The 26,533-nt window shown below is 70.9% G+C and carries 22 protein-coding genes; 15 read left to right on the top strand and 7 right to left on the bottom strand.

What is annotated here, in order from left to right; all coding sequences use genetic code 11:
• The 6 genes from VMR86_11990 to VMR86_11965 form a co-directional block, all read left to right on the top strand.
• The coding region (locus VMR86_11990; GenBank protein ID HTO07763.1) for a malic enzyme-like NAD(P)-binding protein at window positions 1-645 on the top strand (645 nt) is incomplete at its 5' end.
• 35 nt (window positions 646-680) lie between these two features.
• Window positions 681-2,354, top strand: a complete 1,674-nt coding sequence (locus tag VMR86_11985) for a carboxyl transferase domain-containing protein (protein HTO07762.1) — start codon at window positions 681-683, stop codon at window positions 2,352-2,354.
• Complete coding sequence (locus VMR86_11980) at window positions 2,354-5,098, top strand: biotin/lipoyl-containing protein (protein ID HTO07761.1); 2,745 nt, start codon at window positions 2,354-2,356, stop codon at window positions 5,096-5,098. Before VMR86_11985 ends, VMR86_11980 begins: the two co-directional genes overlap by 1 nt.
• Window positions 5,099-5,125: 27 nt before the next feature.
• Window positions 5,126-7,384 (top strand): NADP-dependent malic enzyme, encoded by a 2,259-nt coding sequence (locus VMR86_11975; protein ID HTO07760.1) that lies wholly within the window; start codon window positions 5,126-5,128, stop codon window positions 7,382-7,384.
• Between the two features lie 41 nt (window positions 7,385-7,425).
• Window positions 7,426-8,769 carry an acetyl-CoA carboxylase biotin carboxylase subunit gene (gene accC, locus VMR86_11970; GenBank protein HTO07759.1) on the top strand — a complete coding sequence of 448 codons (1,344 nt, stop codon included), beginning with the start codon at window positions 7,426-7,428 and terminating at the stop codon, window positions 8,767-8,769.
• Window positions 8,766-9,710, top strand: a complete 945-nt coding sequence (locus VMR86_11965; protein HTO07758.1) for a nucleoside hydrolase — start codon at window positions 8,766-8,768, stop codon at window positions 9,708-9,710. Before accC ends, VMR86_11965 begins: the two co-directional genes overlap by 4 nt.
• Here VMR86_11965 and VMR86_11960 read toward each other — a convergent pair.
• From VMR86_11960 to VMR86_11940, 5 genes are all read right to left on the bottom strand, one after another.
• The gene (locus VMR86_11960; GenBank protein HTO07757.1) at window positions 9,707-10,402 is read right to left on the bottom strand and encodes an HAD family hydrolase; all 696 of its coding nucleotides are present in this window, start codon (window positions 10,400-10,402) and stop codon (window positions 9,707-9,709) included. The genes VMR86_11965 and VMR86_11960 overlap by 4 nt on opposite strands.
• Window positions 10,402-11,172, bottom strand: coding sequence for a twin-arginine translocase subunit TatC (gene tatC, locus VMR86_11955; protein ID HTO07756.1), 771 nt, complete (start codon window positions 11,170-11,172; stop codon window positions 10,402-10,404). Before tatC ends, VMR86_11960 begins: the two co-directional genes overlap by 1 nt.
• On the bottom strand, window positions 11,165-11,449 hold the full coding sequence (locus VMR86_11950; GenBank protein ID HTO07755.1) for a TatA/E family twin arginine-targeting protein translocase: 285 nt from the start codon (window positions 11,447-11,449) through the stop codon (window positions 11,165-11,167). The genes tatC and VMR86_11950 overlap by 8 nt, the downstream gene beginning before the upstream one ends.
• Window positions 11,450-11,647: 198 nt before the next feature.
• Window positions 11,648-12,130 carry a hypothetical protein gene (locus VMR86_11945; GenBank protein ID HTO07754.1) on the bottom strand — a complete coding sequence of 161 codons (483 nt, stop codon included), beginning with the start codon at window positions 12,128-12,130 and terminating at the stop codon, window positions 11,648-11,650.
• 75 nt (window positions 12,131-12,205) lie between these two features.
• Complete coding sequence (locus VMR86_11940; protein ID HTO07753.1) at window positions 12,206-14,308, bottom strand: hypothetical protein; 2,103 nt, start codon at window positions 14,306-14,308, stop codon at window positions 12,206-12,208.
• 85 nt (window positions 14,309-14,393) lie between these two features.
• Between VMR86_11940 and VMR86_11935 the strand changes: the two genes are divergently transcribed.
• The 3 genes from VMR86_11935 to VMR86_11925 are packed head-to-tail and all read left to right on the top strand — an operon-like array spanning window position 14,394 to window position 16,872.
• Entirely contained in the window at window positions 14,394-15,047 is a 654-nt protein-coding gene (locus tag VMR86_11935; GenBank protein ID HTO07752.1) for a hypothetical protein, read from the top strand.
• Between the two features lie 17 nt (window positions 15,048-15,064).
• Window positions 15,065-15,523 (top strand): GNAT family N-acetyltransferase, encoded by a 459-nt coding sequence (locus VMR86_11930; protein ID HTO07751.1) that lies wholly within the window; start codon window positions 15,065-15,067, stop codon window positions 15,521-15,523.
• Window positions 15,524-15,573: 50 nt separating this feature from the next.
• Window positions 15,574-16,872, top strand: coding sequence for an aminotransferase class I/II-fold pyridoxal phosphate-dependent enzyme (locus VMR86_11925; GenBank protein ID HTO07750.1), 1,299 nt, complete (start codon window positions 15,574-15,576; stop codon window positions 16,870-16,872).
• A gap of 91 nt (window positions 16,873-16,963) precedes the next feature.
• Here VMR86_11925 and VMR86_11920 read toward each other — a convergent pair whose 3' ends face one another.
• Entirely contained in the window at window positions 16,964-18,364 is a 1,401-nt protein-coding gene (locus tag VMR86_11920) for a neutral/alkaline non-lysosomal ceramidase N-terminal domain-containing protein (protein HTO07749.1), read from the bottom strand.
• A gap of 161 nt (window positions 18,365-18,525) precedes the next feature.
• Between VMR86_11920 and VMR86_11915 the strand changes: the two genes are divergently transcribed.
• Window positions 18,526-19,815, top strand: a complete 1,290-nt coding sequence (locus tag VMR86_11915) for a peptidoglycan DD-metalloendopeptidase family protein (protein ID HTO07748.1) — start codon at window positions 18,526-18,528, stop codon at window positions 19,813-19,815.
• A gap of 1 nt (window position 19,816) precedes the next feature.
• Here the strand turns inward: VMR86_11915 and VMR86_11910 are convergent, their stop codons facing one another.
• On the bottom strand, window positions 19,817-21,187 hold the full coding sequence (locus VMR86_11910) for a dicarboxylate/amino acid:cation symporter (GenBank protein ID HTO07747.1): 1,371 nt from the start codon (window positions 21,185-21,187) through the stop codon (window positions 19,817-19,819).
• A gap of 23 nt (window positions 21,188-21,210) precedes the next feature.
• Between VMR86_11910 and VMR86_11905 the strand changes: the two genes are divergently transcribed.
• The 5 genes from VMR86_11905 to lon form a co-directional block, all read left to right on the top strand.
• Complete coding sequence (locus tag VMR86_11905) at window positions 21,211-21,654, top strand: hypothetical protein (GenBank protein HTO07746.1); 444 nt, start codon at window positions 21,211-21,213, stop codon at window positions 21,652-21,654.
• Window positions 21,651-22,250 carry a DUF84 family protein gene (locus VMR86_11900; protein ID HTO07745.1) on the top strand — a complete coding sequence of 200 codons (600 nt, stop codon included), beginning with the start codon at window positions 21,651-21,653 and terminating at the stop codon, window positions 22,248-22,250. Before VMR86_11905 ends, VMR86_11900 begins: the two co-directional genes overlap by 4 nt.
• A gap of 23 nt (window positions 22,251-22,273) precedes the next feature.
• On the top strand, window positions 22,274-23,611 hold the full coding sequence (locus VMR86_11895) for a glutamate--cysteine ligase (protein HTO07744.1): 1,338 nt from the start codon (window positions 22,274-22,276) through the stop codon (window positions 23,609-23,611).
• Between the two features lie 97 nt (window positions 23,612-23,708).
• Window positions 23,709-24,230: a BON domain-containing protein gene (locus VMR86_11890; GenBank protein ID HTO07743.1), complete on the top strand. Its 522-nt coding sequence runs from the start codon at window positions 23,709-23,711 to the stop codon at window positions 24,228-24,230.
• 111 nt (window positions 24,231-24,341) lie between these two features.
• The coding region (gene lon, locus VMR86_11885) for an endopeptidase La (protein HTO07742.1) at window positions 24,342-26,533 on the top strand (2,192 nt) is incomplete at its 3' end.

The following is a 26,533-nucleotide window of genomic DNA, read 5'->3' as shown; positions in this document are numbered from 1 at the left end:
ATGACCGACTCGAAGGGCGTCCTGTGGCAGGGCCGCACCGACGGCATGAACAAGTACAAGGCGCGCTACGTGCGCAACACCAAGGCGCGCACCCTGGCCGACGCGCTGCGCGGAGCCGACGTGTTCGTCGGTGTGTCGTCGGCCGGCACGGTCACCGGTGAGATGGTCGGGGCCATGGCGCCCAAGCCCATCATCTTCGCCATGGCCAATCCCGACCCCGAGATCACGCCGGCCGAGGTCGCCGCCGTGCGCGACGACGCCATCATGGCGACGGGCCGCTCCGACTACGCGAACCAGGTGAACAACGTGCTCGGCTTCCCCTTCATCTTCCGCGGCGCGCTCGACGTGCGCGCGCGCAAGATCAACATGGAGATGAAGCTGGCGGCCGTGCACGCGCTGGCGGATCTGGCGCGCAGCGGCGACGCCGGCGTGCCCGACGCCGTGCGCCGCGCCTATCCGAACGAGCGGTTCGACTTCGGGCCGACCTACATCATTCCCAAGCCCTTCGATCCGCGCGTGCTGATCCACGAGTCGATGGCCGTGGCCCGGGCGGCCATGGAGAGCGGCGTCGCGCGCCAGCCGGTGGATTTGGAAGACTACAGGCGCACCCTCGAGGCTCGGCTCGTCGAGATCGCGGCGCTCTGACTCGCGTTTCGCCGAGCAGCCGGAGAATCCCGCGCATGGAGATCGAGACACCCGAGTTCGCGCTGCAGAATCCGTTGGCCAAGAAAGCCGCGGTGAGGCGCACCGACTCCTCGCATCCCTCGGCGGCGTTCTACGAAGAGTCGATCGACCGCGGGCGCGAGCTGCTCGAGCGGCCCAGGCGCGGCGGCGGGCTCGCGCGCGTGCGCGTGCAGCACGCCAAGAACCGCATGACCGTGTTCGAGCGGCTGCGCGTGCTCACGAGTCACGAGCCCAACCTCATGTGGCAGAACTGGGGCAAGGGGCTCGACGGCGCGTCGATCGTGACGGGCGTCCTGTCGATCGCGGGGCGCGACGTGGCGGTCTACGGCCACGACTTCACGCTGCGCGCAGGCTCGATGGACGCCACCAACGGCGCCAAGCTCGCGCGCCTGATCTACATGGCCGCGGAGCGCGGCATACCGCTCATCGGCATGAACGACTCGGCGGGCGCGTTCGTGCCCGCGGGCGTGGGCGGGCTCGACGGCTACAGCGAGGCCTTCACCGCGCTGCGGCGCATCTCGGGCGTGGTGCCGTGCATCAGCCTGATGTTCGGCTACAACGCGGGCGGCGGCGCATATCTCCCGCGCCAGGGCTCGTTCATGATCCAGTGCGCCGACACGTTCATCGGGCTCACCGGCCCCGGCGTGGTCAAGTCGGCGCTGGGCGAGGACGTGACTGCCGACGCGCTGGGCGGGCCGGGCGTGCACGGCATGAACGGCGTGTGCGACATCACCACGTCGGACGAGGTCGGGTCACTGCGCACCGCGCTGCGGCTCCTGACCTACCTGCCCAACAACAACCGGGAGCTCGCGCCCTTCGCCCCCACGAGTGATCCACTCGACCGCTTCACGCTGGAAGAGGACATCCTGTTCCGCAAGACCTTCGACTCGGCCGCGGGCATGAGCGCCCCGCTCGACATCACGCTGTTCCTGCAGCAGATCGTCGATCACGGCGAGTATTTCGAGCTGCAGCCGAGCCGCGCGCGCAACATGATCACCGCGTTCGGGCGCATCGGGGGTCACGTGGTGGGCTTCGTGGCCAACAACTCCGCGGTCGCGAGCGGCCAGATCGACGTCGACGCCGCGCGCAAGGCCACGCGCTTCATCCGCTTCTGCAACCTCTACAACGTCCCCATGATCTTCCTCGAGGACGTGACCGGCTTCCTGCCCGGCACCGAACAGGAGTCGCGCGGGATCATCCTCGAAGGCCGGCGGCTGCTGGACGCGATCGTCGACCTGCGCGTGCCGCGCATGACCTTGATCATCCGCAACGCCTTCGGCGGCGCGTACGCGGCCTACAACAGTCACTTCACCGGCGCCGACGCGGTGTTCGCCATGCCCATGTCGCGCATCGCGGTCATGGGGCCGGGCGGCGGCACCGAGTTCGTGTTCAAGGACGAGATCCGCGCGCTCGACGCCGACTTCCGCAAGTCACTCGCCGACGGCATGTCCGAAGTCGAGGCCCGGCGCGTGCGAGACCAGGGGCTGAAGCTGTTGCGCGAGCGCTACGAACGCGAGCTCATGAACCCGAACGAGGCGCTGTCGCTGGGCTCGGTCTCGCGCATCGTCATGCCCGGCACCAGCCGGCGCGTGCTGGGCGAGCACCTGGCCTTCCTGATGCGCACTTACTCGGCGTCGCCGATGAGCGGGCCGCAGCGGGAGTTCGAATAGTGCTCGACCGCGATCTCGTGCCGGGCCGCTTCGCACAGGCTGCGAGCCCCTGGCTGCGCTCGTTCTCGCTGGCTCACTTGAAGGTGCTGGTGGTGTGCCGAGGGCCGGTGCGGCTCGAGGCCTTCCAGGTCTTCGACGAGATCGGCGTTCGCGAGTACGGGATGCTCCTGTCCGAGAAGGACTCGGTGGTCTACCCGCGCTGTCTCGCGCCCGAGCTGCGCAGCTTCCGCTTCCCGAACAACGTGCACCGCGTGCCCGACTACACCGGCGTGGGCCAGGAGCAGAAGCAGCGGCGCATCGCGGAGATCGTCGCGATTGCGGTCGACCACGGCTACACCCACGTGTTCGCCGGCTACGGCTTCATGGCCGAGGACGCCGAGTTCGTGGCCGCGATCGAGGCCGCGGGCGTCGGCTTCATGGGCCCGTCGTCGGCGGTGATCCGCAGGGCGGGCGCCAAGGACGAGGCCAAGAAGCTCGCGCGGAGCCTGGGCAACGCGGTGATTCCCGGCGTCGACGACGTGTCGGCGCGCGCGCTGCTCGCGAAGTCCAAGGACCGCGCGGCGCTCGAGAAGCTGGCGAAGAAGCACGAGCTCGTGTTCGCCTGGGACGCGGGCGTGACGCTGGCCGAGAACGCGGAGTCACTCCTGCAGGCCGGCTACGCCAAGACGGTCGAGCTCGTGACCATCGCCGAGCTGCAGGCCGAGGCCGAGCGCATCTGCCGGGAGATCTGGGCGGAGTATCCGACCCACCGCATCCGCTTCAAGTACATCGGCGGCGGCGGCGGCAAGGGCCAGCGCGTGGTCTCCAAGGCCGAGGAGATCCCGGCCGCGGTGGTCGACGTGTGCGCCGAGTCCAAGGTGCTCGAGCCGGGCTCGAACCGGAACTTCCTGGTCGAGCTCAACATCGAGCGCACGCGCCACAACGAGATCCAGCTGATCGGCAACGGCAGCTGGTGTCTCTCGCTGGGCGGGCGGGACTGCTCGGTGCAGATGCACGAGCAGAAGCTGGTCGAGGTCTCGCTCACAAAGGAGCTGGTCGAGGCCGAGGCCGCGCGCGCCAGCGGCAAGACGCGCGAGGTGCTGCGCGGCGACGCCGAGTATCTCGCGCGCATGGAGGCCGAGAGCGAGAAGTTCGGCAGCGCGACCGGACTCGACTCCGTCTCGACCTTCGAGTGCATCGTCGAGGGCTTCCGCCACTTCTTCATGGAGATGAACACGCGCATCCAGGTCGAGCACGGCGTGACCGAGCTCGTGTACCGGCTGCGCTTCGAGAACCCCGACGACCCGCGCGAGTGCTTCCACGTCGACCGGCTGATCGAGGCCATGGCGCTGCTGGCGGCGCACGGCCCGCGCGTGCCCAAGCCCCAGCGCCTGCCGCGCTTCCCGTCGGGCCTCGAGGTGCGCATCAACGCCACCAACGCCGCGCTCCAGCCGCACGCCGGCGGGCTGATCAAGAGCTGGTCGCCGGCGCTGCCCGAGGAGATCCGCTTCGACCAGGGCATCGGCATCCGCAATCCCGACACCCACTCGTTCGTCTACTACAACGTGGCGGGCGCGTACGACTCGAACGTGGCGCTCTTGCTCACCCACGGTGAGTCGCGGCGCGACAACTACGAGCGCATGGCGGAGATCCTGCGCCGCATGGAGCTGCGCGGCGACGACCTGCACACCAACCTCGAGGTGCACTACGGGCTGATCCAGTGGTTCCTCGGGCGCGGCGTGATGGCCGAGCCGAACACGCGCTTCATGGGCGCCTATCTCGGTGCGGTGGGCGCGCTCGCGCAGGTCGCGAACGACGTCGACCTCGAGCAGGCCTGGCAGTCGCGCCTGCGCGCGCAGAAGCACCCCGACGCGACGGCGGCGCTCGAGGCCAAGGAGACACTCCTGCTGCGGCCGCTGGGCCGGCTGTTCGCGAACGCGCACCTGCTCGGCGGGTTCCTCGGCCGCTACGACGGCGAGCTGTGGAAGGCCGACGGCCAGAGCGCGCGCTTCGTGGCCAACCCCGTGCGCTTCCTGGAGCGCCTCTATCACTTCCTCGACCTCGAGGCGCGCCCGGACAAATCGCCCTCCGAACAGATCTGGGACCACGACGCCGAGGTGCTGGACGCGGCGCGCGCCTTCTACGCCGAGGTCGAGTCACGCACCGGCGCGGCCGATCACGCGGCGCTCGAGGCGCTGTTCGCCCAGAAGTCGAATGCCGCGCTCGCAAGCGGCGACGCCAGGCTGTGGAAGCAGTGCGTGGCCGCGCACCGCGGCTTCCAGCTCGGGCTCGAGCTCTTGCTGATGATCCCGCGCGCGGGCCTGCGCTCGGGCTTCCTCGACGTGCGCGTCGACGACGAGCTGGGCATCTCGTTCCCCGAGCGCTTCGCCGACGCCAAGAGCGCCGGCGAGCTCGCGCGCGCGCTCGCGCCGGCGCCGGCCGCCGCGTCCGACGAGATCGTGACCCCCATGGCGGGCACGTTCTACGGCCGCGAGGCGCCGCACCTGCCGCCGCTGGTCGAGGAGGGGCAGCACTTCGAGGCCGGGCAGCCGCTGTTCGTGATCGAGGTCATGAAGATGTTCAACAAGGTGCTCGCACCGTTTGCGGGCACCGTCGTAAAGTGCCTGATGGCCGAGCGCGACGGCAGCGTCGTGAAGAAGGGCGAGCGGATCTTCCAGATCGAGCCCGACGAACGGCGCGGGCCCGAGTCCCCCGAGCAGGTCGCCCGGCGCCGCCGCGAGGCCACGCAGGCGCTCCTGCAGTGACTCGCGCCACAGAGTGAGGAACTCCCCGTGATCACCAAAGAACAGGCGCTGGAATACCACCGGAAGGGCAAGCCGGGGAAGATCGAGGTCACGCCGACCAAGAGCGTGCTGACCGCGCGCGATCTCTCCATGGCCTACACGCCGGGCGTCGCGGAGCCGTGTCTCGAGATCCAGAAGCGACCCGACGACGCGTTCAAGTACACCTCGCGCGCGAACCTCGTGGCCGTGGTCACCAACGGCACGGCGGTGCTCGGCCTGGGCAACATCGGCGCGCTCGCCGGCAAGCCGGTCATGGAGGGCAAGGGCGTCCTGTTCAAGCGCTTCGCGGGCATCGACGTGTTCGACATCGAGCTCGCGACCGAGGACGCCGAGGAAGTGATCCGCACGGTGCAGCTGCTCGAGCCCACCTTCGGCGGGATCAACCTGGAAGACATCCGCGCGCCCGAGTGTTTCGAGATCGAGGAGCGGCTGGTCGCGTCGATGGACATCCCCGTGTTCCACGACGACCAGCACGGCACGGCGATCATCTCGGCGGCCGCGTTCCTGAACGCGCTCGAGCTCACGAAGCGGCGCATCGAGGACGTGAAGGTCGTGTTCGCGGGCGCCGGCGCCGCGGGCATCGCCTGCGCGGACCTGTACGTGCATCTCGGCGTGCGGCCCGAGAACGTGCTCATGACCGACTCCAAGGGCGTGATCTACCAGGGCCGCACCGAGGGCATGAACAAGTACAAGCAGCGCTACGCGCGAGACACCAAGGCGCGCAGCCTGGCCGACGCCATGCGCGGCGCCGACGCGTTCGTCGGGGTCTCGTCGGCCGGCACCGTGACCAAGGACATGGTCCGCAGCATGGCGCCCAACCCGATCATCTTCGCCATGGCGAACCCCGACCCGGAGATCACGCCGGCCGAGGTGACCTCGGTGCGCGACGACGCGATCATGGCCACCGGGCGCAGTGACTACCCGAACCAGGTCAACAACGTGCTCGGCTTCCCGTTCATCTTCCGCGGCGCGCTCGACGTGCGCGCGCGCAAGATCAACATCGAGATGAAGCTCGCCGCGGTGCACGCGCTCGCCGACCTCGCCAAGCAAGGCGAGCAGGGCCTGCCCGAAGAGGTGAGACACGCCTACCCCGGCGAGCGCTTCGAGTTCGGCCCCACCTACATCATTCCCAAGCCGTTCGATCCGCGCGTCTTGATCTACGAGTCCACGGCGGTGGCGCGCGCGGCCATGGAGTCCGGCGTCGCGCGCGTGCAGCTCGACCTCGACGAGTACCGCGAGGGCCTCGAGCGCCACCTCGGCCGCTCGCGCGAGTTCATGCGCGGCGTGATCAACAGCGCGAAGTCGAGTCCCAAGCGCATCGTGTTCCCCGAGGGCAACGAGGAGCGCGTGCTGCGCGCGATCCAGATCCTGCGCCAGGAGGAGATCTGCGACCCGATCCTGATCGGCAGCGCGACCGAGGTGCGCGCCAAGGCCGCCGAGCTCGGCGTCGACCTCGACGGCGTGCCGATCGTCGATCCGCGCACGAGTGAGAAGCTCGTCTACTACCGCAAGGAGCTGGTCAGCCTGCGGCGGCGCAAGGGAGTCACCGACCGCGACGCCGAGCGCCTGCTGGGCCGGCGCGGCTACTTCGGCGTGATGATGGTGCGCATGGGCGACGCGCACGGGCTCGTCGCGGGACTCACCAAGAGCTACTCCGAATCGGTGCGGCCCTCGCTCGAGATCGTCGGGCTGGCCGAGGGTCACTCGGTGGCCGCAGGCGTGTACGTGGTGATCCAGAAGGACCGCGTGGTGTTCTTCGCCGACGGCTCGGTGAACATCGATCCCAGCGCCGAAGAGCTGGCCGAGATCGCGGGCCTGGGCGCCGAGACCGCGCGCTGGTTCGGCTTCGACCCGACCGTGGCGGTGCTCTCGTTCTCGAACTGGGGCAGCGTGCGCAACGAGCGCACCGAGAAGCTGGCGCGCGCGGTCGACCTGGCGCGCGAACGCTGGAAGGACCTGAAGATCGACGGCGAGATGCACGCCGACATCGCGCTCGACCCCGAGCGGCGCGCGTCGCGCTTCGGCTTCGCCGAGATCAAGGGCGAGGCCAACGTGCTGATCTTCCCGAACCTGGACTCGGCGCACATCTCGACCCGGCTCATGGGCACGATCGGCGGCGCGACCGTGGTCGGGCCGATCCTCATGGGTATGCGCTCGCCGGTGAACTCACTGCAACCGACCGCAACGGTCGACGACATCGTGAATCTCACCGCGATCACGGTGCTGCAGGCGCAGAAGGAGTACTGACGCTGTCTCCGGCTGCGCGCCGCGCCCCGCCGTTCCAGAAGGTGCTGATCGCGAACCGCGGGGAGATCGCGGTGCGCATCGCGCGGGCCTGCCGCGAGCTCGGCGTGCGCTCGGCCGCGATCTACTCCGAGGTCGACCGCGACGCCGTGCACGTGCGCCACGCCGACGAGGCGCACCCGTGCGGGCCGCCGCCCGCCGCGCAGAGCTACCTCGACGTCGCGCGCATCGTCGAGATCGCGCGCGCCTGCGGCGCCGACGCCGTGCACCCCGGCTACGGCTTCCTGTCCGAGAACGCCGACTTCGCGCAGGCCTGCGCCGACGCGAAGCTCACCTTCATCGGCCCCACGCCCGCAACGATCGCGGCCATGGGCGACAAGGTGATCTCGCGCCAGCGCATGCAGGCGGCCAAGGTGCCGGTCGTGCCGGGCGCGATCGAGAGACTGGGCGACGACCAGGTGCTGGCGGTCGCGCGCGAGCTCGGCTTCCCGGTCATGGTGAAGGCGAGCGCGGGCGGCGGCGGCCGCGGCCTGCGGCGGGTGTCACAGGAGTCGGAGCTCGCCGCCGCGCTGAAGCGCGCGCGCTCCGAGGCCAAGTCCGCCTTCGCCGACGACGGGATCTACCTGGAGAAGATCGTCGACGGCCCGAGACACATCGAGATCCAGGTGCTCGGTGACTCGTTCGGCAACGTGCTGCACCTGTGCGAGCGCGAGTGCTCGATCCAGCGCCGGCACCAGAAGCTGATCGAAGAGGCGCCCGCGAACGGCATGACGCCCAAGCTGCGCGAAGACATGGGCCGCGCCGCGGTCGCGGCTGCGCGCGCCGTCGGCTACCGGGGCGCGGGCACGGTCGAGTTTCTCGTCGACGCGAAGGGAAGCTTCTATTTCCTCGAGATGAACACGCGCGTGCAGGTCGAGCACCCGGTCACCGAGCTGGTCACCGGCATCGACATCGTGAAGACCGGCATCCGCATCGCGGCCGGCGAGCCGATCGGCTTCCGCCAGGACGACGTGGGCATCCGCGGCTGGGCGATCGAGCTGCGCATCTACGCCGAGGATCCCGACAAGAGCTTCCTGCCTTCGCCGGGAAAGATCACGGGCTACCGCGCGCCCGAGGGACCCGGCGTGCGCGTCGACTCGGGCGTCGCCGCAGGCTCGGAAGTGAGCGTGTACTACGACCCGCTGCTCGCGAAGCTGTGCTGCTGGGGTGCCGACCGCGAAGAGGCGATCGCACGCGCGCGCCGCGCGCTGCACGAGTACGCGATCGAGGGCCCGAAGACCTCGCTGCCCTTCCACCGCCGCGTGCTCGAGAACGCGAAGTTCCTCTCGGGCGAGTTCGACACGAGCTTCATCGAGACCGAGTTCGCGCGACCCGCGCCCAAGCCGTGAGCGCGCGCCGCCGCATCGTGCTCGACACCGACATGGGGTCGGACGCCGACGACGCGCTGTGTCTCGCCCTGGCGCTCGCCGCGCCCGAGCTCGAGCTCGTGGGAGTCACTTGCGTGGGCCGCGAGTCGCGCTTGCGCGCGCAGATCGCGCGCCGGCTGGTCGAGCTCGCGGGCGCGCCGCAGATTCCCGTCTATGCCGGCTGCCGCACGCCGCTGCTGGGCGGGCCGGGCTACAACTGGTTCGGTCACGAGGGGCTGGGGATCCTGGAGCCCGGGCTCGAGCCTGCGATCGAGCCGATGCACGGCGCCGATGCGCTGCTCGCGCTCTCCGAGCGCTGGCCGGGGCTCGAGATCGTCGCCGTCGGTCCGCTCACCAATCTGGCCCTGGCGCTGGCCAAGGACCCGGACTTCGCGGCGCGCGTCGGGCGACTCACCGTGATGGGCGGTCACCTGCGCCAGGTCGCCTACCGCGGCCGCGTATTCCCGTTCGGCGTCGACTACAACCTGTGCTCGGACCCGCACGCGTCGCTCTCGGTTCTGCGCTCGGGAATTCCGACCCGGCTGGTCACCGCCGACGTCACGCTGCAGACCTGGCTGCGCGACGAGGACGTCGTGCGGCTCGAGAAGTCCGGCTCGGAGCTCCAGGCTGCGCTCGCGCGCGCGGTGCGGCTGTGGACGCCGGTGCAGCGGCGGCTCCTCGACCCCGAGCCGGGCGACGGCTTCGACAACGCCGCCTTCCTGCACGACCCGCTCACCCTGGCCTGCGCCTACGACGAGTCGTTCTGCGGCTTCGAGACACTCGAGATCGAGCCCGCGATCGTCGACGGCGTGTTCCGGACCATCGAGCGGCTGGCGCCCACGCGCTCGACCTTCCCGATGCGCTGCGCGACCTCCGTCGACGCCGAGCGCTTCCGCAGTCACTTCGTCGGGCGCGTCGCCTAGCCCAGAGACCGCAGCAGCCCCGGCAGCGCGCGCAGGTCGCCGATCGTGAAGTCGGGCCGAAGTGGGCTGCTCGCGTAAGGCGCGCCGCGCTTGCGCAGATACACCGAGCGCACACCCGCGGCGCGCGCGGCCGCCACGTCGGTGCGCAGCTTGTCGCCGACGAAGATGGCGCGCTCGCGCGGAACGCGGAGTGTGTCCAGCACGTGGAGCAGCATGCCGGGGTCGGGCTTGCGCCGGCCGAACTCTGCGGACCAGACGGCGCAGCCGAAGTGGCGCAAGAGACCGGTGCGGCGCAGCACCGCGGCCTCGTGACCGCCGGGGATGGCGTTGTTCGAGACGAGCCCCAGCCGGTAGCGCCGCGCGAGCTGCGCCACGACCTCGCGCGCGTGCGCGTAGGGCGGCGGAGAGGACTCACGCTTGAAGGCGCCGAGCACCAGCGCGCGCACTCGTGGCGTGCAGTCGCGAAACACCTCGTCCAGGTCGGGCTGTCCGCACTCACTCTCGAGCGCGCGGTAGGCGTCGCGCAGCCGGATCGCGAGCCCGGCGACGAGCTTCTCCGGCTCGTCGACCCCCTGCTCGCGCAGCGCGGCCAGAAACCCCGGGTCGCGCCCCGCGCGCTCGTAGCTCTGCAGCTCGGGGAGCAGCACGCCGCCCATGTCGAGCAGCACGGCGAGCAGCCGCTGCGGGGGCATCAGCCGTCCCGTTCGCTCGCGACCGGCAGCAGGCTCGGCGCCGCGGCCTTCCGGCGCACGATCAGGCGCGCGACCCAGATCGAGACCTCGTACAAGAGGCAGAGCGGCACGGAGAGGATCAGCTGACTCGTCGCGTCGGGCGACGGGGTCAGGATCGCGCCGGCGATGAAGGCGATCAGGATCGCGTACTTGCGCTGCGACGCGAGCCACTGCGGCGTGACGACTCCGGCGACCGCGAGCGAGACCAGCACGATCGGCAGCTGGAAGGAGAGCCCGAACGCCAGGTACATCCAGGAGCAGGAGCTGAACACCGCCTCGGTGGTCCAGGCCGTGTGCACGAAGTCCGCCTCGAGCGACACGAAGTAGCCGAACATGACCGGGAACGCGAAGAAGTAGGCGAAGGCACAGCCCAGCACGAACAAGGCCGAGGTCGAGACCACGAAGGGCAGCGCCATGCGCCGCTCGCTCTCGTAGAGGCCAGGCGCGACGAAGGCCCACAGGTGCCACAGGGCGACCGGCATGGCCACGAGGAAGCCCGCGAGGATGGCGGTCTTCAGGTAGGTCATGAAGAGCTCGCTGGGGGACACGGCGATCAGCGTGTGACCCGAGGCGGTCACCGCGTGTACGGCGGGTGCCATCAGGATCGCGAACAGCTCCTTCGCCCAGAAGGTGGCGACGATGGTCGCTACGGCCCAGATCCCGAAGACCCAGATGAGGCGCCACCGCAGCTCCTCGAGGTGATCGAGGATCGGCCGCGGAGTGTCATCCATCGTTTCGCTTCTCGGGCGCGGCATCGGCGGGCGGGCTGGCCGGCGCGGCGGCCGGAGTGACCGACGCGGGCGCCGGGGCCGCGGCGCGCGGCGGAGTCACTGGCGGAGTCTCTTCCAGCGACGCGCTGAGCGTGCGCTGGAACTCCGTCGACGCCTTGCGGAACTCCGCCATGCCTTTCCCGAGTGAGCGCGCGATCTCGGGCAGGCGCTTGGGGCCGAGCACGATGAGCGCCACGACCAGGATGACCAGCAACTCGGGCATTCCGATGCCGAACACGTTGGAACCTCCGAAGGCCCGGAAAGGTAGCGCGTGTCCGAACGATGCGGGCGCGGCACGATGCGGGGTGCTGCCCCGCAGCCACTCTCGGACCTTCCACCCCCCGATGAAGGACCCGGACCGGCGCGGGGCAGCAGCAACCCGCACTGCATTTAGATCAGGTTGCGGGTGCGCATGCAAGCGAATTCGGCGCACATGTCATGCACAGCGCCGCGATCCGTCGACGGAAACGACCTCCAAGTGCTCCTGCACCGCGGACTCGAAACGAATCAGCGTCTCGCGCGCGACGTGGAGCAGCGGTCCGCCGCCGCGGCGCCGGATCCAGAGTCCGTCGGCGCTCTCTGTGAAGTCGATCACGGCGTCGAAATGCTGCACGCCACTGTCGGTCCAGAGCGTGAGTGACCGCTCGAGTCGCCGCATGACCCGAAGTCGCATCGTGGTGCCGATGCAGCGCCGCGCCAGCTCGGCCGCCCGGTCGACATCGCGACACAGCTCGTACGGATCGCCCTCGACGCGCACGCGCGCCGCGCGCAGCATGCGCAGCCAGCGGCCAACACCGGCCACGTATGCCAGCTCGCCGACGGGCTCGAGCGGAATCCGGTCGACGAGCTCCTTCGGCCAGCCGCGCACGGGCGCATAGCGCACGGCGAGCGCGCCCAGCTCGGCGGCGGCGTCGACCACGACGGCGTCGAGTCTCTTCGAAAGTGGACGTAGACCCAACCCACCGACGCTAGCATTCCCGAAGAGCGTGTGGGGCTAGCCGGGGAGCTCGACCAGAATCACGTTGTCCTGCGGCCCGCTGGCGTCGACGGCGAAGGTGCCGCCCGCGCGGGCGACGATCTGGCGCGCCATCACGACTTCGATGAAAGCGTCTTCAGAATCGCCGGTCGGACTCGCGAGCACGTCTTCGGGACTGTGGAAGCGGAGCAGCACGCGATGACCCGACGCGCCCTCGTCGCGCTTGCGGGCCCACGCGCTGCCCAGATACACGTCGCCGCCGCGCGGCACCAGCCGCAGCGCGCGGTCGAGGAGCGCGCCGAACGCGAAGCGAATCTGGGCCTCGTCGGCCACGAGCGGCGGCGCCTCGAAGTCGAGCTCGCGCAGCACCACCAGCTCGCGCGCGCGCGCCTGGGGCTGGCGCGCCTCGAGCTCTGCAGCGAGCGCGGGCGCGAGGTCGAACGGCCGCGGGTTCGGCGGGCCGAAGCGCAGGAAGCGCTCGACCCGCTGCAGCGTCTCGTCGATGCCGCCCAGGTCCTCCTCGACGAGCTGCCGCAGCTCGCGCCGCACCGCCGCGTCGGTGGGCCGCTGCTCGACCAGGCTCGCGTAGGTGCGCACAGCCCGCAGCGGCTTGCGGATCTCGTGCGCGAGCGGCGCGAGCAGCTCGCGTGCCGTGGGCTCGAGGCCGGCGGGCGTCGCGGCGGGCGCGCTGGCGGCCGGGGGCGCAGTGACTCGCTCCGGCAGGGGCGACGGCTCGGGCGGCAGCTCGTCCTCGAGCTCGAAGTCGATCTCGTCGAGCAGCCCTTCGGACTCGGGCACTGACTCGAGCGTGGCGAGCATCAGGTCCTCGTCGCTCGCAGGCTCGGGAGCCGGAGCGGGTGCAAGAGCCTCCGGCTCGAGAATCGGGTCCACGCGATCATCGGGCGGCGTGGGTAGGGTGCCCACGCGATCATCGGGGAGCGTGGGTAGGGTGCCCGCGCGACCGTCAGACGGTGCCGGCTCGGGACTCAGGAGCGGCGCGGGCTCGGCAATGGGCGCTGCTGGCGCCACCGGCGCTGCCGCGGCGCGCGTCGCCAGCACCAGGTCCTCGGGTCGGATCTCGTGTCCGACGGCCACGCCTACGCCGCGGTCGAGCACCTGGTCGAGCTCGGTCAGGTTGCCGGGCCAGGGATAGGACTCGAGCGCGCGCCGCGCCTCGGCGCCGAGTGACTGGCTGCGGCCTTGGCGCTCGCCGGCGGCGCGCAGCGCCGAGCCGATCAGCGCGGGCCGGTCGGCGCGCGCGCGCAGGGGCGGCAGCTCGACCCGCAGCCAGGCCAGCTCGCGCAGCGAGCGCGCGAGCATGCGCGGGTGGATCGCCGCGGCGAGCCAGCGGATCGGCTCGACCGCGAGCGCGCCGCTCGAGCCGAGCAGGTGTGCGAGCTCCTCCTGGAGGGCGCGCGGCGCGCGCTCGAGGCGGGGCAGATACAGGCTGGTGCGGCGGCCCGAGGTGCGCTCCAGCACGGCGCGCTCGAGGCCGCCCGGCGCGACGTCGGCGAGTGACAGAAGCACGAAGTCGTCGCGCGCCGGCTCGGCGAACACGTGCACGTAGCGGGCGAGCAGGCCGCAGCGCGAGCCGGGCTCACCCAGGAACAGCACGGGCCGGTGCGCGTTGCGCGGGTCGACCGCCTGGCGCAGCGCCGGCAGGTCCACGCCCGCGTACTGGCGCTCGACCTCGGCGCGCACCCAGCCCTGGCGCGCGCGCTCGCGCAGGCTCGGCGGCGGCGCGGCCTCGGCCAGGAGCTCGGCGGCGCGCTCGGCGAGTGTCTCCGGGTCGAGCGGAAACTCGACCACGCGCACGCTGCGGTCGTCGAACAGGCGCGCGATCGCGGCCCCGCCCGCGGCCTCGGGCGCGACGTACAGCACCGGCGGCGCTACACGCCGCAGTGTAGGCAGGTCGCGCACGAACGCGAGCAGGCGCTCCAGCACCCCGCGCCCGCCGCCGGTCTCCGTGACTCCGACCAGCACGAGCAGATCGGCGGGCGGCGCGTCCTTGAACGCGCCGCGCTCGGGCGTCCCGAGCCACGTCCCGCCCAGATCCGAGACGTGATGCGCCAGGATCGCCGCGAGCGAGGTCTCCTCGGAGACGATCCAGATCGCAGCCACGCACGCAGTTTACACGAGTCGTAGTGGTGCCCCCTCGCCCGAACGGCGACTTTCCCCACCGGCGGCGCAGGTATACTTGCGCCACATGCGCCGAATCGGACTGGCCCTCATCGCGGCTCTCTCGTTCGCCGTCGCGCCGCGCGCGCGCGCCGAGGATCTCTCGAAGCTCGACCTCAGCGGCGACTGGTACGTGCTCTTGCACTACAAGGACGCCAGCTCCGAGGACAAGTCGATCACCAACTTCAAGGACTTCGGCTGGTCGATCCAACAGGACGCGAACGGACTCCAGGTCGAGGAGTTCCCGTACGTCATGTTCGACGAGGGCACCGAGGAGATCCGGCGCGCCGCGATGCGCGGCCACACGCCCTGGCAGCCCGAGGGCACCGTGCTCTCCGTGCTGAAGGACCACATGGACGTGTCGAGCCGCGCTTCGCGCAAGAAGTCGCTCTCGGGCGACATGGCGTCGGGCATGAAGTCGGGCGCGAGCGGCCCCGGGAAGGCGGGCACGATGAACTTCTCGCGTGACTGGCAGATCACCTGGGCGCCCGCATCGCTCAAGATCGTGGTCACCGACTCACTGGGCGGCGGGAACGCGATGCTGGGCGAGATGGCAGAGGCGTCGGTGTACGACCTGCAAGCGCGGCCGGCGCCGGACGAGCTCACGGGTACTTGGAAGGAGGGCGACAAATCCGGGACCGTGCGCATGATCCGCGCAAAAGAGCATCGGGTGGTGAAGTAGCCGGCGGGGAGCTGGCGGTGCGCGCCGCGCGCGCCGAGGACCACGAGGCCCTGCTCGGGCTCTGGCTCGATCTGATCGAGCACCACCGGCGGCTCGCGCCTGGCGACGCGCCCGCGCCGACCTTGCGCGAGGTGCTCGGCCAGGAGATCCGGCGCGGCCTGTCCCGCGCGCGCTGCCGCGTGTTGGTGGCCGAGCGCGGCGGAGCACCGGTCGGGTTCCTGTTCGCCGAGGTCGAGCCGGGCGGCGGCGCTGCCGACCCCGCTCCGCTGGGCTGGATCCACGAGCTGTGGGTGGTGCCCGCGGAGCGCCGCCGCGGCGTCGCGGGCGCGCTGTGCGCCGAGGCCGACGCCTTCTTCCACGCGCGCGACGTGCGGCGCGTCTCGGTGCGCGTCGAGAGCGCGAACGCCGAGGCCCTGCGCTACTGGAGCCGGCGCGGCTTCGCGGACCGCGCGCGCATCCTCGAGCGCCTGTCTTAGCGGGGCGGTGCTTAACGGCCTCGGCCCGGCCTGCTAACGTGCTCCGCCCCATGCACCCCCTCGCCACCGAGCTCAACGACAAGATCCGCGCCGAGTGTCCCGTCCTGTACGAGCTGCTCTCGCAGCGCGGGCGCGAGCTGTACTTCCCCAAGGGGATCCTCTCGCAGTCCGCCGAGGCCAAGGAGAAGGCGCACCGCTGGAACGCCACGATCGGCGAGGCCACCGAGGGCGATGGCCCGATGGCGCTGGCCTCGGTGCTGGCGCACGTGAAGGACATCTCGCCCACCGACGCCGTGCGCTATGCGCCGGCGCAGGGCCGCGCCGACCTGCGCCAGGCGTGGCGCAAGAAGCAGCTCGAGGAGAACCCTTCGCTGCGCGGCAAGGCGCTGTCCCTGCCGATCGTGACTCACGCGCTGACCCACGGGCTCGCGCTGGTGGGCGACCTGTTCGTCGATCCCGGCGACCGCGTGCTGATCCCCGACATGCTCTGGGACAACTACGCTCTGAACTTCGAGACGCGCCTGGGCGGCCGGGTCGAGACCTTCCCGACCTACGACGGCCCGCGCTTCAACGTGCCCGCCATGCGCGCGGCGCTGCTCTCCGGTCCGGCGAAGTCACTCCTGATCCTGAACTTCCCCAACAACCCGACCGGCTACATGCCCACGCCGGCCGAGGTGGCGGGCATGCGCGAGGCGGTGATCGCCGCGGCCGAGGCGGGCAAGAAGCTGGTGGTGGTCTGCGACGACGCGTACTTCGGGCTGATCTTCTCGCCCGAGGCCAGTCAGGAGTCACCGTTCGGGCTGCTCGCGAACGTGCACCCCAACGTGGTCAGCGTGAAGCTCGACGGCGCGACCAAGGAGCTGTTCGTGTGGGGCCTGCGCTGCGGGTTCCTGACCATCGCGCCGCCGGCGCTGGCGAACCCCGATGCGCTGTTCGCCGCGCTCGAGCGCAAGCTCATGGGCGCGATCCGCGCGAGTATCTCGAACTGCACCTCGCTGTCGCAGGCGATCGTGCTGGCCGCGCTGCGCTCACCCACCCTGCCCGCGGAGCGGCGCGAGAAGTTCGAGATCCTGCGCGCGCGCGCCCGGCGCGTGCGCGAGGTGGTCTACCAGCCCAAGTACGCCCAACACTGGGACGTGTATCCCTTCAACGCGGGCTACTTCATGTGCCTGCGCGTGAAGGGCGTGCCGGCCGAGAAGCTGCGCGTGCACCTGCTCGAGAAGTACGGCGCGGGCGTGATCGCGATGGGCCAGAGCGACATCCGGATCGCCTTCTCGTGTCTCGAGCTGGGCCAGATCGAGCCGCTGTTCGAAGCCATCGCCCAGGCCATCGCCGAGCTGCGCGGCTGATCGAGCTTCGTTCGCCTGCGGCTCACTGCGCGCACCTGACCTGTGATCGCATGGGCACCCCTACCCATGCTCCGGCGCTTGCGGGCCTCGCTCAGGGCGGCCTTCGCTCGGCCTCTTCGAGCTCGCGGGCCAGGTCGCTGCCGGCGGCCAGCAGTGACTCGCAGGTGCCGGGCGCGAAGAGGCTCTGCAGCACCTCGTAGTGCTGGTGCGCGCGCGGATGCGCGAGGTCCGAGGCGTGCGGCAGGTAGCGCAGCCAGCCGTTGCCGATCCCGACCACGAGCCCGAGCCCGAGCGGCGCCACGCGCTCGCGCCAGTCGCGCCCGACCGCCGTGGTGGGCTCGAGCGGCAGCGCCAGCAAGAGCGCCTGCCCGATCGCGAGCAGCTGCACCTCGACCTCGAGCTCGCGCCGCCCGCCGCTGAAGAACGGCGCGGTGCGATCGCGCAGCCAGGTGCGCACGAGCGCAATGCGCTCGCGCGCGGCCTCGACGGGCAGAGCGCGCGCCGACTCGCTCGCGAAGTCGTACAGGGCCGAGGTGCGCGGCAGCTGCGCGAGCGGAACGCCCAGGTGACTCGCGAGCTCCGCCTTGCGCCGCGCGAGCTCTGCCTCGCACTCGGCCTCGGACAGGTGACCCAGGTGCAGCCTCGCCTTCACGCGCGCGCTGCGCGCCACGACGCGCGCTGACTCGAGCTCGGGCCGGGCCTGCGAGAGACTCGCGAGCACCGCGTCGGCGACTTCGCCGCCCAGCACGCGCACCGCTTCGGCGCCCAGACCGACGCTCTGGCCGGGGATCGCCAGGTCCATGAGCCCTCGGGTGCGCGGGTCGACGTCGGCGTGCGCGCCCAGCAGGAAGGGCGCGACGGCGCCGGTCTCGGCCTCGATCCGGCGCGACGCGGCGCCGGGCCAGTCGCCCGATATCTCGAGGCTGTCGTGACCCCGGACCGTGCCGTGGCAGGAATGGCGAAACAAAACCGCAAGCAGTTTGGCCCCGGGAGTTGCGACGCGCAGAGCTTCCAGGCCCGTGTCGACTTCGCCATCGGCGACACGCCGGTTCCGGCCGATGTGCGCCTCGCTGCGCGACCAGGCCAGAGTTGCCGGTTCCCGATGCCGCCACGCCTCCTCGCCAGCCGCGACAATCCCCTCGAAGAGGGCCGCCACGTGCGCCGGCTCGGGACGTGCCGCGTTCCGCTCGCCGACGCCGGTGTCCGGTCCCGAGTGCGTATGGGTACAAGCGACCAGAATGGCTTCTCGTGGCAGACCGGTCCGCGCGGCAATCCGCTCGCGGAGCTCGCCGGCTTGTGCGGAAGTCATCAAGCAAAGCTCCGCGGAGACGACGAGAACGGGGTGACCCGAGTGCGACTCGAGCGAGAGAGCGCGAGCGTGGATCCGATCGGCCACGGCCGTTGCCCGGCCGTTCCGCGCGCCGTAGCCCATGAGGGGCACGCCGAGCGGGGGCGTGATGTCGACCTTGGCCGCGCCTGCCCAGAGCGTCACGTCAGCTCTCCAAGTGCCCGTTTCTCCTGTGACTCCGGTCACAGTCGCCGATTCCGGCCATTGCACTATAGGACGACGCACGCCGGTTGCGGGGACAGCACCGGAACGATGGATCGCATGCGGAGGGGTGTGCGCACATGACCTGGTCTCGAATTGTTGCCGTGGGGCTGCTCGTCTTCGCGGCGAGTCACGCGCGCGCGGGCATTCTCGGCCCGCGGCTGTTCTCGATCGAACCGCTGCCCTCCGGCGACCTGCGCTCCGTGCTGCCGCCCGCTGGCGACGACGGCTTCCTGGCGCCGGAGCTCGACCGCTCGACCGAGCGCGGCCCCGACGCCGACCCGTCACTCACGATCGTGACTGGCCGCGTGCCCAAGAACGGCACGCTGTCGGGCGCGCTGCGCGGCTCGGGCGTGGCGCCCGAGATGGTCGAGACCGTGGCCCGCTCGCTGCGCGGCGTGTTCGACGTGCGCGCCGCCCGCCCCGGTGACTTCTACGCGCTGATCCGCGACTCGTCGGGTCAGCTGCTCTCGTTCGAGTATCAGCGCGGCCGCGCCGAGGTGTACCGCGTCGAGCGCGACAGCTCGGGCAACCTTTTGGCCTCGCACGAGGCCGCGGCGCTCGAGCGGCGAGTGATTCAGCTCGGCGGGGTGGTCAAGCGCTCGCTGTTCGACGCGCTCACCGAGCTGGGCGAGAGCCCGGCGCTGGCGCACGCGTTCACCGACATCTTCGCCTGGGACTTCGACTTCTCGACTCAGACGCGGCCCGGCGACGAGTTCCGCCTGGTGTTCGAGAAGTACTACGACAAGGACGGCTTCGTGCGCTACGGGCGCGTGCAGGCCGCCGAGTACCGCGCCGCACGCAAGGACTTCGTGGCGGTGTGGTTCGAGGACGAGAACGGCGCGGGCGGCTACTACTCGCCCGACGGCAACTCACTCAAGCGCTCGTTCCTCGCCGCGCCGCTCAAGTACTCGCGCATCTCGTCGCGCTACACCATGTCGCGCCTGCACCCGATCCTGCACTCGCGCCGGCCGCACGAGGGCGTCGACTACGCCGCGCCCGTCGGGACGCCGGTCTGGGCCGTCGCCGACGGCGAGGTGGTGTTCGCGGGCTGGTGCGGCGGGTTCGGCCAGACGATCCGGGTGAAGCACCACAACGGCTTCGTGTCGAGCTACGGTCACCTGTCGCGCTTCGCGCGCGGGCTCAGCATCGGCCAGCACGTCGCGCAGAAGCAGCTGATCGGCTTCGTGGGAGCGACGGGCCTGGCGACCGGGCCGCACCTCGACTTCCGCATCGCGCAGAACGGTCACTATCTCGACCCGCTGCGCATGCGCATCGACGCCGGCGAGCCGGTGCCGCCGCGCGCGCGCTCGCGCTTCGCCAAGCTGCGCGAGATGCGCCTCGCCGAGCTGCGCGAGGCCCATCCGGCGATCGTCCTCGACGCGGCGATGTGACTCAAGAGCCCGCTTCCTGGCGGGCGACGATCACCGCGACGATCGCGTCGCCCTCGACGTTCGCCACCGTGCGGAACGTGTCGAGGAAGCGGTCGATCGTCAGCAAAAGACCGACGGACTCTGCCGGCAGGCCCACCGCTTCGAGCACCACGATCATCGTGACCATGCCGGCCGACGGAATGCCGGGCGCGCCGATCGCGGTCGCGATCGCGATGATGAACACCACGATCTGCCCGCCCAGACCCAGGTGGATGCCGTAGAGCGAGGCCACGAACACGGCGGCCACGGCCTCGTAGAGCGCGGTGCCATCGCTGTTCACGGTCGCGCCGAGCGGCAAGACGAAGCTGGCGATCTGGCGCGGCACGCCCAGGTTCTCCTCGACGCAGCGCTGTGACACGGGCAGGGTGGCGGCGCTCGAGCTCGTGGTGAATGCCACCACCAGCGCCTCGCGCAGCCCGCGGACCAGCTCGATCGGTCCCATGCCGCCCAGGAACCAGCACATGGCGGGCAGAGTCACGAACGAGTGGAACACCGTGGCGCCGATCACGACCGCCGAGAACGCAGCGAGATTGTCGACGATCACGCGGAAGCCGACCGTCGCCACGAGGTGCCCGATCAGCGCCAGGATGCCCACCGGCGCGAGCCGCACGAACCAGCCGATGATCTTCATCACCGCGGCCGTGGCGCCGCCGAGCCAGTCGACCACGGGCCGGGCGCTCGGCCCCACCTGCAGGAGCGCCACGCCGAACAGGATCGCGAACACCACCACCGGCAGGATCCGCCCCTCGGCCAGCGCCGCGACCGGCGTCTGCAGGACCTCGGTGAGCGTGGTGAAGAAGAAATCGCCCAGGCTCGGCGGCCCCTGGGGCGGGGCGCTGTGAGACCCCACGGCCTGCTGGAAGAACGCGGTGTTGGCCAGATCGCTGCCGACCCCGGGCTGCACCGCGTTCACCAGCACCAGACCCGTGACCGCGGCGAGCACCATCGTAGCCAGGTACAAGAGGACGGTGCGGGAGCCCAGACGGCCGAGCTCGCGCGCGCCCTCCATGCTGGCCACGCCGTGCGAGATGGAGAGCAGGATCATGGGCGCGATCAACATCTTGAGCAGCCCGATGAACAGCTTGCCCACGTTCTTCATCGCGTCTGCGGTCTCGGGCGCGAGCCAGCCGTCGGCCACCGCGTGCCCGAAGCCGATCCCCAGGAGCGTGCCCGCGAGGATCTGCCAGTTGAGCGACACGCGGCTCGAGAGACCGAACACGAGAAACGCGGCCGCGAACGCCGTCCAGGCCAGTGCAGGGCGCGATGCGGCCAGCGCCGCGGCTGAAGCGGCGAGGGCCGCTGCGATCCCGATCGCCGCCGGAAGCCTCGGCAAAGCGGGCGGAGTATATCCCGGCGATGAAATACACTGCGCAGATGGATACCCAGCGCTTCCGCAAGCTGGCCGAGGAGCTGGCCGCGCGCGAGCCCGATCTGCCGGAGCGGCTGGGTCGCGCGCGCGCGGCTGCGTCGGCGCTGCGCGAGACGGTGCTGCAGGCGGTCGAGGCGTTCCGCAGCCGCGCCGCGGAGCTCGGCGCGCCGCAGCTCCGGAACCTGGAGGTCTCGCCGGTCGAGCCCGACGACAAGCACGTCGACGCGCTGCAGTTCCGGATCTCGCGCGGGCGGCTCGAGCTCTTGTGCGTGGCGATCGCGCGTGGCGACGGGAAGATGCGCGTGGTGGGTCCGTTCAAGCGCGGCAAGCAGGAAGGGCCCTGCGCCGAGGCGGGGCTCGCGGGGCGCGAGATCGAGTCACTGCTCGCGGAGCGCCTCGAAGCGCTGGTGCGCGAGGCCTCCGGGGCTTGAGGGAACGAGTCGTGGTCCGCGTGGGCAGCCGGAACGCGGCGAAGCTCGAGGCGGTTCGCCGCGGGCTCGCGCCCTTCTTCGCGCAGGTCGAGGTGCTGGCCAGCGACGCCGACACGGGCGTGCACGCGCAGCCGCTGGGCTTCGCCGAGATCATCGCGGGCGCGCGCAACCGCGCCCACGCGAGTCACTCGCGGGGCGGCTGCGACCTGGGTGCCGGGCTCGAGGACGGCCTGGTCGCGTTTCCCGAGGTCCCGGGCGGCTGGCTGAACGTGGGCTGTGCCGTGCTGTTCGACGGCAAGCGCGAGGGCTACGGGCTCACCTCGGGCTTCGAGTTCCCACCCGCCTGCACGGGGCCCGCAGTCTCGGCGGCACGCACGCCGATCGGAGACAGCTTCGAGCGGGTGTTCCGCCGTCCGCCCGACCTGCCCGACCCGGGCCCGGGTGCAGGCCCGATCGGTCGACTCACCGGCGGCGCGCTGACCCGCGCCGAGCGCGGTGCGCAGGCAGTCACTTCGGCCTGGCTGCGCTTCCTGCACCCGGACTTGTACGGGGAGAGCATGGGCAGGGTGCCCGTGCGGTCATCGGAGGGGTCGTGAGTCTCACTCGAGAGGATCCGCGCATGGCGCGGCCGGCCGAGGACGTGGAGCAGCTGGTCGAGTATTTCCGCGAGGGCGAGACCGCGCGCGACGACTGGCGCGTGGGCACCGAGCACGAGAAGCTCGGCCTGTACGCGAAGACCCTGCGGCCGGTGCCGTACGACGGCGACAAGGGCATCCGCGCGCTGCTCTCGGCGATCGAGACGCGCCACGGCTGGAAGCCGCTCACCGACGCCAACCTGCTGGTCGGCCTGGAGCGCGACGGCCGCACGATCACGCTCGAGCCGGGCGGGCAGCTCGAGCTCTCGGGCGCGCCGCTCGCGAGCCTGCACGAGACCGAGCGCGAGTTCCGGGAGCATATCGCGCTCGTGAACGGCGTCTCGCGCGAGCTCGGCATCGTGTGGTTGGGTCTCGGCCTGCACCCGCTGGCCGCGGTGAGCGAGCTGCCGCGCATGCCGCGCGAGCGCCACCAGATCATGCGCGAGTATCTGGGCGCGCGAGACACCCTGGGCCTGCACATGATGCACGCGACCGCCGGCGTGCAGGCGAACCTGGACTTTTTCGACGAGGCCGACGCGGCGCGCAAGCTGCGGCTCGGGCTGGCCGCCTCGCCGGTCTCGACCGCGCTGTTCGCCAACTCACCCTTCAGCGAGGGCAAGCCCAACGGCTTCCAGTCGCGCCGCGCCGAGATCTGGCGCCACACCGACAACGACCGCTGGAGTCTCCTGCCGTTCGCGTTCGCGCCCGACTTCGGCGAAGGCACCGCCTACCGCGCCTACACCGAGTGGGCGCTCGACGTGCCCATGTTCCTGATCGTGCGCGACGGCCACAGCCGGCCCGCGCGCGGAGTCACTTTCCGCGCCTTCATGACGCGCGGTCTCGACGGTCAGCGCGCCACGCTCGCCGACTGGGTCGTGCACCTGACCACGGTGTTTCCCGAGGTGCGCATGAAGCGCGTGATCGAGACGCGCGGCGTCGACGCGGTGCCGGGCGACCTGGTGTGCGCGGTGCCCGCCTTCTGGAAGGGCCTCTTCTACGACGACCAGGCGCTCGAGGCCGGCCTGTCCCGGCTCGCTGCCTGGAGTCACGCCGAGGTCGACGCCCTGCACGCCGCGGTGGCACGCGAGGGCCTGCAGGCGAAGGCGCCCGACGGGCCGCTGCTGGCCGTCGCGCGCGAGCTGGTCGAGCTCTCGCGCCAGGGCCTGCGGCGCCAGGCCCTCCGGAACGAGCGGGGAGAAGACGAGTCGATCTATCTCGAGCCGCTGGCCCGCATCCTGGACCGCGGCACCAGCCCTGCCGCCCACCTGCTCCAGTCCTGGAACGGCAGCCTCGCCCGCGTCGTGGACGCCGTGAAGTACTAGCCCGGGCCCATGCCCGCAACTTCCCTGCAACTAGTCGGTTGACCGGCGAGAAGCGCGTCCGATAGGCTACGCGCCGATTCACGGGAGGAACCCCTCGATGCACCGCTATTTCGCGATCGTTTTTGCCGCCGTCCTCGCAGTGGGCGTGGGGATCGCGGGCTCCGCCAAGGCGCAGAGCCAGGCCGAATTCAAGCGCGAGCTGAAGGCCATGCAGAGCCTCTACAAAGAGCCCGGCCTGATGGAAGTCACTGTGAAGTCGATGCGCGGCATGATGATGCTGACCGGCAACACCGCGACCGACGAGCAGAGCAAGAAGGCCGAAGAGATCATCAAGAACATGCGCGGCGTGAAAGAAGTCCGGAACCGCATCCGCGTGGGCAAGGTCGACGACTGCTCGACCGCCAAGGACGCCGAGCTGATGGCCAAGGTCGACAAGGAGATCGAGAACGACGAGGAGCTCGCCCAAGCGCGGCGCAAGCTCGACATCTCGGTCAAGGACCGGAACATCGTCCTGAAGGGCAGCCTGAAGGACTACTCGCAGGCCGGGTCGCTCGTGAACATGGTCAAGCGGGTGCCCTGCTTCAACTCGATGAACTTCGACGACCTCGAGTACAACTGATCTCCGCCCCTGGCGGGGCGTGCTTCCGGCCGCGGCTCCTCTCCGGAGGGGTCGCGGCCGCTGCTTTTCCGGGTTGACCGCGGGCCGGGTGGGTCTAGCGTTGGCGGCACGGTGAGCGAAGCCAAGAAGACCGCAATCGAGATCGGTGGGGAGCGCCTCGAGGTCCCCACTCAGGTTCCCCTGCTGCCGGTGCGGAACACGGTGGTGTTCCCCGGAGTGACTCTGCCCTTGTCGGTCGGCCGCGCCGCGTCGCTGGCCGCCGTGCAGGCGGCGGCGCGCATGGGCGGCTTCCTGGTCGTGGCGACCCAGCGCGCGCCCGAGACGGAGACGCCGCGCCTCGAAGACCTGTACCCCGTCGGCACCCTGACCAAGATCGTGCACCTGGCCGAGACCGGCTCGGGCATCTCGGTCGCGGTGGTGGGCCTGGCGCGCGTGCGCCTGCTCGCGATCGACGAGGTCAGCGGGCACGCGGAGGTCGAGACGGAGATCCTGCCGGACCTGCTCGACCGCACGCCCGAGGCCGAGGCCGCGCGGCGCACGGTCCAGAGACTCGGCAAGGAGCTGGTGTCGCTGCGCGACGACATTCCCGACGAGGCCGCGCAGATCCTGGACCGCTTCGACGACCCCGCGCGGCTGGCCGACGTGATCGCCTTCAACGGCACCATGCCGCTGCCCGAGAAGATCGAGCTGCTCTCGCAGCAGGACGTGCTCGCGCGCCTGCGCACGCTCATGCGCTACCTGATGCGCGAGATCCGCATCGCGCAGGTCTCGAAGGATTTCGCGGAACGCGCCGCGGGCGAGATCGGCGAGGACGAGCGCCGCAAGCTCCTGCGCGAGCAGCTGCGCAAGATCCGCGCGGAGCTGGGCGAGAACGACGAGCAGGGCACCGAAGGCGACGAGCTGCGCGACCGGCTCGAGAAGGCCGACCTGCCGTCCGAGGCGCGCGAGGTGGCCGAGCGCGAGGTGGGCCGGATCTCGGGCATGCCGACTCACTCACCCGAGCGCTCGGTGGCGCGCACCTACGTCGAGTGGCTGCTCGACCTGCCCTGGAAGACGCAGACCGAGGACAACCTAGACCTGGCGCACGCGCGCCGCATCCTCGACGAGGACCACTACGACCTCGAGAAGGTGAAGGAGCGCATCCTCGAGTATCTCGCGGTGCGCAAGCTGGTCGCCGACCCGAAGGGCCCCATTCTGTGCTTCCTCGGTCCCCCGGGCGTCGGCAAGACGTCGCTCGGCAAATCGATCGCCCGCGCCATGGGCCGCAAGTTCGTGCGCGCGTCGCTGGGCGGCGTGCGCGACGAGGCCGAGATCCGCGGCCACCGGCGCACCTACGTGGGCGCGCTGCCGGGCCGCATCCTGCAGTCACTCAAGAGCGCGGGCACGCGCAATCCGGTGTTCATCCTCGACGAGATCGACAAGGTCGGCATGGACTACCGCGGCGATCCGTCGTCGGCGCTGCTCGAAGTGCTCGACCCGGAGCAGAACTCGAGCTTCAGCGACCACTACGTCGAGATCCCTTACGACCTGTCGAAGGTGCTGTTCATCGCGACGGCCAACCGCGCCGACACGATCCCCGCGCCGCTGCTCGACCGCATGGAGATCATCGAGCTCCCGGGCTACACGGCGCGCGAGAAGCTGCGCATCGGGCGCGATCACCTCTTGCCGCGCCAGCTCGCCGAGCACGGGCTCACGAGTGAGTCGTTGAAGCTCAGTGACGACGTGCTGCTGCGCGTGGTCGAGGGCTACACGCGCGAGGCGGGCGTGCGCAGCTTCGAACGCATGATCGCATCGCTGGTGCGCAAAGCCGCGCTGAAGGTGGCCGAGGGCGCAGCCAGCGAGACCGTGACCGCAGACGACCTGGGCAAGCTGCTCGGTCCGGCGCGTTTCTCGCCGGAGGTGGCCGAGCACAACGAGCGCCCGGGCGTCGCGACGGGCATGGTCTGGACGCCGATCGGCGGCGACCTCGTGTTCGTCGAGGCCGCGCGCATGGAGGGCAAGCCCGAGCTGCAGCTCACCGGCCAGATGGGCGACGTGATGCGCGAGTCGGCCGAGGCCGCGCTCTCCTACGTGCGCACCAACGCCGAGGCGCTCGGCATTCCACCCGACGCGTTCGAGAAGAGCCGCATCCACGTGCACGTGCCTGCGGGCGGTCAGCCCAAGGACGGCCCGTCGGCGGGAGTCACCATGGTCGTGTCACTGGCGAGCCTGCTCACCGGCAAGCCGGTGCGGGACGACGTCGCGATGACCGGCGAGATCACCCTGCGCGGCCAGGTGCTGCCCGTGGGCGGCATCAAGGGCAA

Source organism: Myxococcota bacterium (assembly GCA_035498015.1).
Taxonomy (GTDB): Bacteria; Myxococcota_A; UBA9160; order SZUA-336; family SZUA-336; genus VGRW01.
Note: the sequence above shows the minus strand (reverse complement) of the source record. Positions and strands in the feature narration are given on the sequence as shown.